The following is an 11870-nucleotide window of genomic DNA, read 5'->3' as shown; positions in this document are numbered from 1 at the left end:
TATACCCCGTTTAACCTGATCGCCTTAAAAAATAATAGCCAGTCGTGCACTGGCGACTTTGCCGTATGGGATGCTGTACTCCTTCTTGCCGACTTGAATCAGCAGCTCCTCCTGCTCAAACGAAAGAAGGCGTCCCTCGAATTCCTTCTGGCCGTTCACGGGTTCGTATGTAGTCACAAACACGTCTTTGCCGACGGCCTTCTTGACATCCTCCGCTTTCTTCAACGGACGCTCCGCGCCGGGAGAGGAAACCTCCAGGAAATAAGCCGAAGGAATCGGGTCGTTCTTGTCCAGCTTCTCGCTCAGAACCTCGCTGATTCGACCGCAGTCATCGATATCAATGCCGCCTTCCTTGTCAACAAAGACGCGAAGAAACCAGTTGCTGCCTTCCTTCACGTACTCGACATCGACCAGCTCGAATCCGTTATCCTCCAAATAGGGCAAAATCATTTCTTCCACAGCCGCTTTGATCTTCGGTGTGCTCAAGCTTTCAACCTCCATACCCTCATTCATCTATACCAAAGATTAAAGAGTGGGTTTCCCCACTCTTTAAACAACGGTTCTATCTTCATGATTGACAATGGAATTATAACATATTCCGTAAATAGTGACAAGTGAATGAGCCAGGCCGGAAAGCCGCAAAGCCTTATGCCACGCCCGTTTCGCGCTCTGCCGGACTACAGCAGATTGTTAAAACAAGGAAAGCTGATTGCTTTCCGGCAGGCCGCGGAAGCAGCCCAGCTGTCCGAGCAGCTCAATAATCGTTTTACTCGCTTTGGATTTCTGCTGGAAATCCTCAATGGACAAAAATTCGCCTTGCTCTTTGGCGGCCGCGATATTTTTGGCGGCGTTCTCCCCGATTCCCGCCAGTGCGGAAAACGGAGGAATTAATGAATCCCCGTCTACGATAAACTTTGTAGCGTCAGAACGGTACAGATCAATGCTCTTGAAGCTGAAGCCCCGGGCCGTCATTTCCAGCGCCATTTCCAAAATCGGCAGCATGCTTTTTTCCTTAGGCAGCGCCTGGAAGCCCTTTTGCTCGATTTCGTCGATTTTCCGGTTGATCGCTTCATAACCTTGGCAGAATAGCTCAATATCAAAATCTTCACCGCGGACCGAGAAGTAGGTCGCATAATATTCAATTGGATGATAAAGCTTGAAATATGCTGTACGCACAGCAGAGATAACATAAGCTGCGGCGTGGGCTTTCGGGAACATGTACTGAATCTTGAGGCAGGAATCAATGTACCAGTTCGGCACCTTGCAGCGCTTCATTTCTTCAATCCACTCCGGTGTCAGGCCTTTGCCTTTACGTACGCTTTCCGTAATTTTAAAGGCCAGGCTGGCATCCATGCCTGCTTTATAAATCAGGAACAGCATAATATCGTCACGACAGCCGATTACGGTTTTGATGTTGCAAGTCCCGTTCTTGATCAATTCCTGGGCGTTGCCGAGCCAAACGCCCGTCCCGTGCGACAATCCTGAAATCTGCAGCAAGTCGGCAAAAGAGGACGGCTGCGATTCGATCAGCATCTGACGCACAAATTTGGTGCCCATCTCCGGAATGCCGTAGGTCGCTACCGGCGTGCGGATCTGATCCGGCCGAACGCCAAGCGCTTCCGTTGAGTTGAACATGCTCATAACCTTCGGATCATTCATGGGAATCGTTGTCGGGTCGACACCCGTCAAATCCTGAAGCATCCGCATCATGGTCGGATCATCGTGTCCCAGAATATCAAGTTTGAGCAGGTTGGCGTCGAAAGCGTGGTAATCAAAGTGGGTCGTTTTCCATTCCGAGCTTGTATCATCGGCCGGATACTGCACCGGCGTAATATCGTCAACTTCCATGTAATCCGGGACTACCACGATCCCGCCGGGATGCTGGCCGGTACTGCGTTTAACGCCCGTACAGCCGGCAGCAAGCCGGTTCAGCTCGGCGCCGCGCCACTTCTTGCCGTGCTCCTCTTCGTATTTCTTGGCGAAACCAAACGCGGTCTTCTCGGCGACCGTACCGATCGTTCCGGCCCGGAACACGCTTTTTTCACCGAACAGCACCTTCGTATAATTATGCGCATGCGGCTGGTATTCCCCAGAAAAGTTCAAGTCGATATCGGGAACCTTGTCGCCTTTAAAGCCCAGGAACGTTTCGAACGGGATGTCCTGTCCTTCGCCTTTCAGCTTGTTCCCGCATTTCGGGCAATCCTTGTCTGGAAGGTCGAATCCGCTGGGTACGCTGCCGTCCAGGAACCACTCGCTGTGTCTGCAGTCTGGATTCTGGCAAATGTAATGGGCAGGCAGCGGATTAACTTCCGAAATTCCCAGGAAAGTAGCTACGACGGACGAGCCGACGGAACCCCGGGAACCAACCAGATAGCCGTCTTGGTTGGATTTCTTAACGAGACGTTCGGAGATCAGATAGTTGGCCGAGAAACCGTATTTAATAATCGGCTCCAGCTCTTTCTCCAGCCGGGCTACCACGACCTCCGGCAGATCCTCGCCGTAAATGGACCTTGCCGTGTCATAACATTTATTGCGGATCTCCTCATCCGCCCCGTCGATAATCGGCGTAAACAGCTTGTCCGGGAACAGCTGGATTTCCTCAAAGCGGTCAGCCAGCTCCGAGGTATTAGTCACGACAACCTCCATGGCTTTCTCTTCGCCCAGGAAGCTGAATTCGGCCAGCATTTCATCCGTCGTGCGGAAATGGGCATCCGGCTTGCGAATATCCTTCAGCGGGCTGAAGCCGGTAATGCCGTGGATCGTAATGTCGCGGAACAGCTTGTCGCGCGGCTCCAGATAATGCACGTTGCCGGTGGCAATAACCGGTTTGCCCAGCTTGGCGCCGATCTCGCAAACCTTGCGGATCGCCGTCTCCAGCTCCTCCACGCTGCCGACCAGCCCCTTGTCGACCAGGTGCATATACATCGTAAGCGGCTGAATCTCCAGCACATCGTAGAACTCCGCTACCGCCTCGGCTTCCTCAACCGACTTGTTCAGCACCGTTTCGAAGAGTTCTCCTTTCTCACAGCCGGAAATGACGAGCAGCCCTTCGCGCAGCTCCTGGAGCAGCGTTCTCGGAATGGTCGGCACCCGGTTAAAGTGTTCGGTGTGAGAAAGCGAAACCAGCTTGAACAGATTTTTTTTGCCGACTTGGTTTAAGGCGTAGATCCCGCAGTGGAACGGCCGCACATTGGACAAGTCCTTGCCGACGTAATCGTTTAAACGGTCCAGCATCGTAAGGCCCTGAATTTTCTCGGCGTCCGACAGCAGGTTGTTCAAAATCTCACACAAAGCAAGGGTATCGTCGATCGCGCGGTGATGGTTCTCCAACGAAACTTTATATTTGTTGGCCAGCGTATTGAGCCGGTGGTTCTTCATGGAAGGGAACAGCATTCTCGCAAGCTCCAGCGTATCCAGAACCGGATTGTCCATTTCCTTCAGTCCAAGCTCCTTGAGTTTGGCATTGATGAATCCGACGTCGAACCGCGCGTTATGCGCGACCAGAATGCTGTCTCCGGCAAACTCGACAAATTTTCTGAGCACTGGCTCTGCATCCGGCGCATCCCGCACCATCTCATCATTGATATTCGTCAGCTGCTGAATATGGTAAGGAATGCGGACATGCGGGTTCACGAAAGTCGTATACCGGTCAATTTCCTTGCCCTCGAACATTTTTACCGCCGCTACTTCAATGATTTTATTCTGCGTAACGGACAAGCCGGTGGTTTCGATGTCGAATACGATATAAGTCGCCGTTTTAAGCTCGCGGGGTTCTGGATTGAGTACGACGGCAACATCGTCATTAACTACATTGGCTTCAACGCCGTAGATCATTTTAATCCCGTTTTTCTTGGCGGCCTTCGCCGCATCCGGAAAGCTCTGCACGCCGCCGTGGTCGGTAACGGCAATCGCTTTGTGGCCCCATTTGGCCGCCATTTTGACGTATTGGTCGATCGGTGTTACCGCGTCCATTGCACTCATCGTGGTATGCAGATGGAACTCAACCCTCTTCTCGACCGCCTGATCCTTACGTCCTGCAGGAGCACCAACCTCATGCAGATCAGACGGGATCATAACCAGCTCCGGCACCTGCATGAACCGGTCATATTCGATGCGGCCGCGGGCTTTGACCCACTTGCCATTAGCAAGCTTGCCCATCACTTTAAGATCCTCTTTGTTTTTGGCAAACATCTTCATCTGCAGGGAATCGGTGAAATCGGTCAAATAGAAGGTAAACAACGTGCTGCCATTGCGCAGTTCTTTGCTGTCCAGGCCAAAAATGGTCCCTTGAATGGTCGCTTTTTTCTCTTCATCCTGAATGTTCTGCAGCGGAACCGGCTGATCCTTGATCTCATATCCGATCTGCAGCTTGACTTCTTCCCCGTCTTCTTCCGCAGATTCCAGGGCAATCTCCTGCTCAACGCTCTCCATCAGCTGCTGAATCGCTTCGCGGTTCTCTTCCATCACCCGCTGCTGGAATTCTTCGAAAGCTTCTGCGCTATTTTCACCCGTTTGCAGCTTCACCCGCAGCGGCAATCCAAAATATCTTTCGTAAAAAGCGACAATGGCCCGGTCAATGGCTTTCTTGCGCGCCAGCTCCAGCGACATCGAATCCGTGAGCTGCACGGTTACAAGGTCATCATCAACTTCAAATACGGCTCTAACCATCCATCCGTTTACCGAAGGGATTTCACGCTGCACCCATTCAATAAACAGCTTCCAATATTCCTCGACTACCTCTTTGGCCGTCAGGTTTGAACCGTACCGGAACTGGAAAGTAATCTTGGCAATATGCTCCATCCGGTCACGGATTTGCAGGCAAAAGGTCCGGTAAACCTGGGCCGGAACCAAGGTTTCTTTGGCAATTATGATTCTCCATTCTTTATTGGACCGGCTGACCTCAACCTGCTCGATAAATCCATCCAGAAAATAAGGATCAATGACGCCGCTTGAAAGATCGGCCTGCTTCATCAGCAGCTCCAGTCGTGTTCTCTTGTCGTTCACTCCGCTCACTTCTCTTCCCCCTTATTGCCACAAGCTCCCCTGAACAATAAAACCAAACAACCTATTCTGTAATTTAAAAAAGGCTTCCGGCACACGCCTTGTGTCTTGCCTTAAGGCCGTTTGTTGCCGAAAGCCCGATTTGCGGCAGGGATCGCAGCACTCTCCTGCTGCAATCCCGCTTTTCCCTGCGCTTTATTTCGCAGCCGCGGACTCCCGAAAGCTTAGAATCAGCCGCTGATCAATCTTAATATATCATTGTAAGTTACAGCAATCATCAACAGGAACAGCATCGCAAACCCTATAAAGTGGACCATGCCTTCCCGGTTCGGATCGATTGGTTTGCCGCGCAGCGCCTCAACACCGAGGAACACAAGCCGGCTTCCATCAAGCGCCGGGATCGGGAACAGGTTAAACAGCCCCAGATACAAACTTAGAATTCCCGCCCACTGTGTCAGCTGGGCGATCCCCTGCTTGGCGATTTGTCCAGTTACTTGAGCCGTCCGCACCGGTCCTCCCAAATCATCCATCGAAAATTTATTGATCAGCTGGCGGAAGCCCTGGAAGATCATCTTCGTCGTATCTACCATTTGAACGCCGGCGGTGCTGAAGGTTTCGCCAAAACCGGCCTTGCGGGTAGGCTGATAGCTGACGATCGTTGTGCCAACCTTTCCGCCCTGCTGACCCGCCATGGCGCGAGGGGTTATTTTCACCTCAAGCTCCTGATCGCCGCGGCGGATCTTCCAGGTCATCTGTTTATCCTGGGATGCGCTGATCAGGCCGACCATCTTCTCCGCATCGGTTCCAACAGCTACCCCATTGATGGTTTCTATAATATCGCCTTTCTTCAAACCGGTCTCCGCGGCCGGCATTCCTTCGGATACCTCACCAATCTCCAGATGAGTCGGGTCCATAGGAATACCTGCCATTTGAATGTGGAGCGCAAACAGAATGAAAGCCAAAATGAAGTTCATCGCCGGACCTGCGAATATCGCCAAGGCCCGTTGTCCCACCGTTTTGCTTCCATACTGCCGGTCTTTTGGCGCAATTTGCGTATCTTTGCCTTTAACTGTAAGCATGGCTTGTCTGTGCACCGGATAACGTTGACTTTCGCCGTCCACATCAAGCTCGATGCTCAGCTTCTCTTCCAGATCGACGGACAATACTTCGCCGCGAATGACGTTCTTCCGCGTATCCAAACGATCCAGGTAGATTTTCGTTACTTCATTACCGGTCAGCCGGACAGCTACCGTTTGACCCGGCTCAATTTCAATCAATTCAGGATCTTCCCCCGCCATTCGGGCATAGCCGCCAAAAGGCAGCAGCCGCAGCGTAAACTGGGTTTCGTTTCTTTTGTATGAAAAAATTTTTGGGCCGAAGCCGATCGCAAACTCGCGCACCAAAATCCCGGCGCGTTTGGCGAAATAATAATGTCCCCATTCATGAACGGTTACGATGAGAAAAAACATCAGCACCGTCAATATAATGATCTGCAGCATTTCCAATCGAAAGCATCCTCCTTCGGGTCTCGTTCCTGTTCGACCTGCGTAATTTTTCTGCAGCAACCAGGTCAGCTCACTAAACCGTCCTTGTCTATAAAAGTGTATCATGGTGACAGCCCGGATATACCCATCCGGCTGTCCAAACGGCCGATGACTTTCAGAGAATAACTTTCAGCCTCAGGCAGCTAAAGCCGGGGAAACGCCAAAGAAGTTTAGAAGGACAATTGGCGAGCCTGCTTTCTGGCCCACGCATCTACCGCCTCAATGGTGTCCAAATCCGGGTGCGCTGCCGCCTGGTGCTCTTCAAGCACACGTTCCAGGATCATCTCGATCTGCAGGAAGGAAATCTCTTTGTTCAGAAAGCGGGCAACCGCAATTTCATTGGCAGCGTTGTAAGCCGTTGGAGCTGTCCCCCCTATTTTACCACATTCAAAGGCTAGTCTTAAACATGGGAAACGTTCGTAGTCCATCTCACGGAAATGCAGCTGTCCAACTTCAGCGAGGGATAACCTTTTGCCCGGTGCCGACATCCGCTGCGGATAAGTTAAGGCGTACTGGATAGGGACCCGCATATCCGGGGTGCCAAGCTGGGCCATGATGCTTCCATCCACAAACTCCACATATGAATGAACGATGCTCTCCGGATGCAGCAGCACCTTGATTTGTTCATAAGGCGTGCCGAACAGCCAGTGGGCTTCGATGACCTCCAGCCCTTTGTTGACCATAGTCGCCGAATCAATAGTAATCTTGGCGCCCATAGACCAATTGGGATGCTTTAAAGCATCTTCCACCGTTACGTGGCTGAGCTGATCTCGGGTTAAATCACGGAAGGAGCCGCCGGAAGCCGTCAGCGTAATATTGGAAATTTCGGCTCTGCGCTCGCCGTTCAGACACTGAAATACGGCCGAATGCTCACTGTCGACCGGCAGGATGGCCACTCCTTTAGCCGCAGCCCGTTCCATCACCAAATGACCAGCCGTGACCAGCGTTTCTTTATTGGCCAGGCCAATCTGCTTGCCCGCTTCAATCGCCGCCAGGGTGGAACGCAGTCCTACGCTGCCCACAACCGCCGTGACGACCATGTCCGCATCGGAGCCGGCGGCAACTTCGATCAACCCTTCACCCCCGCAATAAAGCCGGGTTCCAGCCGGCAGATGGGGTTTGATTTCCTCGGCCAGACCAGCCGTTCCAACCGAAACGATCCGCGGCCTGAACTGCCGCACCTGCTCCAGCAGAAGTTGGATGTTGCTGCCTCCCGCAAGCGCTTCGACTTGAAACTGATCAGGATGGGCCGCAGCCACATCCAGCGTTTGCGTCCCAATGGAGCCGGTTGAGCCAATAATTGCAATTTTTTTCATCTGTATAACCTCTATATCCTAGTTTGGAGAATATGTACTAGCTGGGCAGCAGCGTCAAGAAATGGACAAACGGAAAAAACAATAATCCAGCTGTCGCATCGATCCAGAATTCCCCCGTGTCCGGGCAGCAGATTTCCGGAATCTTTAATGCTGTATACTCGTTTGTAAGCGGATTGGACAAGATCTCCAATCTGTCCGACCACAGCCGCGCATGCCCCTATCAGAACCGCTCTTGGAAAATCCAGCAGCCCGCCTGAGCTTATGGCAAAAAGAACCGACACCACAATCGCGATGACAACACCGCCTAAAGCTCCTTCTACGGTTTTGTTAGGACTGATTGCCGGCCACAGCTTTGTTCTGCCAATAGCCTTTCCGACGAAATAAGCCCCTGCATCGCTTGCCCAAATGGAGCAGAGGAGCAGAAAGGTCCAAAACAGGCCGTGTCCATCCTCAGAGCCGCGCATACCGGAAATGGCGGAAAATCCAACTCCGACATAAACGACGCCTAACAGCATCAAAGCGGCTTGCTTGATCGAAAAGCGGTTTTTGCTGAACACCGTGATTGACACAAACAGCAGGAGCAGCAGCCAAATTAAAGCGGACGAATCCCAATCCAGAGGCAGATGCAGCTTGCCCCAAGGCAGAAAAAACAAGGCCACCCCAATATAACCGATAAATGAGGCAATACTCCAAGGCGATTCTCCCGTCATTTTGACAAATTCATAATATCCGATAAGTGCCATCAGCAGAATCAGCAATTTAAAAGGTGTTCCACCAACCAGACATAATCCCAGAAAAAAGGCGCCTGCGATAATTCCTGTGATCAAACGTTGTTTCAATCCCGTCCCTCCTTTCTCCAGGCTTAAGTTAAACCGCCGTACCGGCGTGTGCGCCGCTGGTATTCAGCAACCGCCGCAACAAGATGCTCTTTGCCAAATTCAGGCCAATAGACATCGGTAAACCATAATTCGCTGTAAGCCAGCTGCCAGAGCATATAATTGCTGAGACGAATTTCTCCGCCCGTGCGGATCAGCAGATCCGGATCCGGCATGCCTGCCGTCAGCAGTCTGGATGAAACCCAGTCTTCGTTCAAATCCTCCAGCAGCAGCTTGCCTTCCGCTACTTCCTCCGCTGCTTTGCGGATGCTTTCCGCGATCTCTCTCCGGCTTCCGTAATTCAGCGCAAAATTCAGAACAAGCCCCGTATTATCCCGGGTCCGGCTGACCGCTTCTTCCATCGCATCAATGGTGTATTTGGGAAGGCCGTCTGTATGGCCCATCATTTTGACCTGCACGTTCTTCTCGACCAGCTCATCCAGCTCAAGAGCCAGAAATTCCTGCGGAAGCTTCATCAGAAAGTCCACTTCATCTTTCGGTCGTTTCCAGTTCTCTGTCGAGAAAGCGTACAGGGTCAAATATTTGATGCCCAGCTCATCGGCAGCAATTGTGGTTCTTTTCACGGCCTTCATACCTGTCTGGTGTCCAACAATTCTTGGCATTCCTCGCCGGTTCGCCCAGCGGCCGTTGCCGTCCATGATAATGGCAACATGCGCCGGAATGTTGGCTGGGTCCAGGATTACAGGCGTGTCCTGTTGATCTTGCTTCCACCTTGGCCGAAATAATTTCTTCATTGTAATCCTCCATAAGGTGACAAGTAGTACGGCAGGCGCTTACGCCTGTTGAGCCGCAGCGTTCTTCTGCCATTCTAGCACTCTTGCGGCGTTAAAGGGCTGGGCAACCGTTCCAGTATCATCGAAAAAGAGACAAAACCCCACCATAATAGGAGGGGCGGTTTGGTCTCTTACACTTCCATAATTTCTTTTTCTTTTGCAGCGAGAACTTTATCTACTTCTGCAATAAACTTATCGGTCGTTTTCTGAATATCCTCCTGATGACGACGCGATTCGTCTTCAGAAATATCCGTCTTCTCCAACTTTTTGATATCGTCGTTAGCGTCGCGGCGGATGTTCCGGATCGCCACCTTGGCTTCTTCGCCGAATTTCTTGGTCGTTTTCACTAGCTCCAGACGGCGTTCTTCTGTCAGGGCTGGAATCACAAGGCGGATCGAAGTGCCGTCATTCGCCGGCGTTAAACCAAGATCGGATTTCATAATGGCGCGTTCGATATCCGCAAGCGAGGATTTATCCCAAGGCTGGATCAGCAGGGTCCGGGAATCCGGTGTGTTGATGTTGGCAAGCTGATTCACAGGAGTTGGAGCTCCATAATATTCAACCTGAATGCGGTCAAGCAGCGACGGGGTTGCTCTGCCGGCCCGAAGGGTTGCCAGGTCTCTTTTCAAAGCCTGGATCGCTTTTTCCATCCGTTCCTCAGCGCTTTTTTTAATCGATTGAGGCATTAGTCTACACTCCCTTTTACGATCGTACCGATTTTCTCTCCGAGCACAACCCGTTTAATGTTGCCTTGTTCCGTAATCGCGAACACAATCAGCGGAATGTTGTTGTCCATACAGAGAGAAGATGCGGTGGAATCCATAACTCCAAGGTTTTTGTTAAGGACTTCAAGGTAAGTCAATTGTTCGTATTTCTCGGCCGTCGGATCTACAAACGGATCTGCGGAGTATACGCCGTCGACTTTGTTTTTGGCCATCAGGATGACTTCTGCTTCAATCTCGGCGGCCCGCAGTGCTGCGGTAGTATCCGTGGAGAAGAAAGGATTTCCTGTTCCGGCTGCAAAAATCACGACGCGGCCTTTCTCCAGATGCCGGATCGCCCGGCGGCGAATATAAGGTTCAGCAATTTGCTGCATGGCAATTGAGGTTTGTACACGAGTCGGCACATCAATTTGCTCAAGCGCATCCTGCAGAGCAAGCGAATTCATCAGAGTGGCAAGCATGCCCATATAGTCGGCCGTAGCGCGGTCGATGCCTTTGGCGCTTCCAGCAATCCCGCGCCAAATATTGCCCCCGCCGCATACGATAGCGACCTGAACGCCAAGTTCTACCACATCTTTAACCTGCTGCGCAATCGATGTTATGGTCTCTGCGTCAATTCCGTAACCGTTCTGACCGGCGAGGGATTCCCCGCTTACTTTAAGTACAACGCGTTTAAATATAGGCTGTTCCAATGCATACCCTCCACTTTCCAACAAGACGGACTCAACACCCGCCCCAGGTTAAAATAACCCCACAAAATGGCGCAAATGCCCTTCAGCTTATGCAGACTACTTTGTGGGGATCTTAAACAGATCAACATCATATTCTATAACGCCCTGCTAGGAGGGCTATGCCCAGGATCACTTGCTTCGCAGGACCCCAAAGCTTTCTATGTTTTTAAAAAAGAAGGAACACATCGTGTTCCATCTCGTAAGTAAACAAATGTAAAGTTACAATTAGTTTTTAACTTGAGCCATAACTTCTTCAACAAAGTTATCGACTTTTTTCTCCAAACCTTCGCCCAGCTCGTAACGAACAAAACGACGGATCGAGATATTTTCGCCGATTGTGCTGATTTTTTCGTTCAACAGTGTAGCGATGGTTTTGTCCGGATCTTTAACGAACTGCTGATCCAGCAAGCAGATTTCTTCGTAGAACTTGCCGATACGGCCTTCAACCATTTTTTCAACGATTTTCTCAGGTTTGCCTTCGTTCAAAGCTTGAGCTTTCAGGATTTCTTTTTCCTTCTCCAGCTCTTCGGTTGGAACTTCTTCACGACGTACATATTTAGGGCTTACAGCCGCAATATGCATGGCGATGTCACGAGCAAATTCTTTGAATTGATCGGTTTTGGCAACGAAGTCCGTTTCGCAGTTGATTTCCACAAGCACGCCGATACGTCCGCCGGCATGAATGTAAGATTCAACAACACCTTCAGTAGCAATACGTCCAGCTTTGTTTGCTGCTGCAGCCAGACCTTTCTCGCGCAGAATTTCTGCTGCTTTTGTCAGATCGCCAGCTGCTTCTTCCAAAGCTTTTTTACAATCCAGCATACCTGCGCCCGTTTTTTCGCGAAGTTCTTTTACGGATTTTGCGTCAACTGCCATTTTAAATTACC

8 protein-coding genes and 1 pseudogene are annotated in these 11870 nt (G+C 51.1%); all 9 read right to left on the bottom strand.

What is annotated here, in order from left to right:
• Positions 1 to 24 precede the first annotated feature (24 nt).
• A complete protein-coding gene (gene rimP / locus AWM70_RS05165) occupies positions 25 to 486 on the bottom strand; it encodes a ribosome maturation factor RimP (RefSeq protein WP_068694641.1) in 462 nt (153 codons plus the stop codon).
• A 204-nt stretch (positions 487 to 690) separates the two neighbouring features.
• A complete protein-coding gene (locus AWM70_RS05160) occupies positions 691 to 4971 on the bottom strand; it encodes a PolC-type DNA polymerase III (protein ID WP_068700384.1) in 4281 nt (1426 codons plus the stop codon).
• 260 nt (positions 4972 to 5231) lie between these two features.
• Complete coding sequence (gene rseP, locus AWM70_RS05155) at positions 5232 to 6506, bottom strand: RIP metalloprotease RseP (protein ID WP_068694640.1); 1275 nt, start codon at positions 6504 to 6506, stop codon at positions 5232 to 5234.
• A 209-nt stretch (positions 6507 to 6715) separates the two neighbouring features.
• Entirely contained in the window at positions 6716 to 7861 is a 1146-nt protein-coding gene (locus AWM70_RS05150) for a 1-deoxy-D-xylulose-5-phosphate reductoisomerase (protein ID WP_068694639.1), read from the bottom strand.
• 37 nt (positions 7862 to 7898) lie between these two features.
• Positions 7899 to 8700: pseudogene (locus AWM70_RS05145) on the bottom strand (phosphatidate cytidylyltransferase).
• Positions 8701 to 8723: 23 nt separating this feature from the next.
• Positions 8724 to 9491 carry an undecaprenyl pyrophosphate synthase gene (locus AWM70_RS05140; RefSeq protein WP_068694638.1) on the bottom strand — a complete coding sequence of 256 codons (768 nt, stop codon included), beginning with the start codon at positions 9489 to 9491 and terminating at the stop codon, positions 8724 to 8726.
• Positions 9492 to 9661: 170 nt separating this feature from the next.
• Positions 9662 to 10216: a ribosome recycling factor gene (frr, locus tag AWM70_RS05135; protein WP_068694637.1), complete on the bottom strand. Its 555-nt coding sequence runs from the start codon at positions 10214 to 10216 to the stop codon at positions 9662 to 9664.
• On the bottom strand, positions 10216 to 10944 hold the full coding sequence (gene pyrH / locus AWM70_RS05130; RefSeq protein ID WP_068694636.1) for a UMP kinase: 729 nt from the start codon (positions 10942 to 10944) through the stop codon (positions 10216 to 10218). The genes frr and pyrH overlap by 1 nt, the downstream gene beginning before the upstream one ends.
• Before the next feature lie 264 nt (positions 10945 to 11208).
• Positions 11209 to 11859 carry a translation elongation factor Ts gene (gene tsf, locus AWM70_RS05125; protein WP_068694635.1) on the bottom strand — a complete coding sequence of 217 codons (651 nt, stop codon included), beginning with the start codon at positions 11857 to 11859 and terminating at the stop codon, positions 11209 to 11211.
• Between the last annotated feature and the right edge of the window lie 11 nt (positions 11860 to 11870).

The sequence above is a fragment of the Paenibacillus yonginensis genome, from assembly GCF_001685395.1.
Lineage (GTDB): Bacteria > Bacillota > Bacilli > Paenibacillales > Paenibacillaceae > Fontibacillus > Fontibacillus yonginensis.
This window is presented reverse-complemented; position numbering and strand designations above follow the sequence as displayed.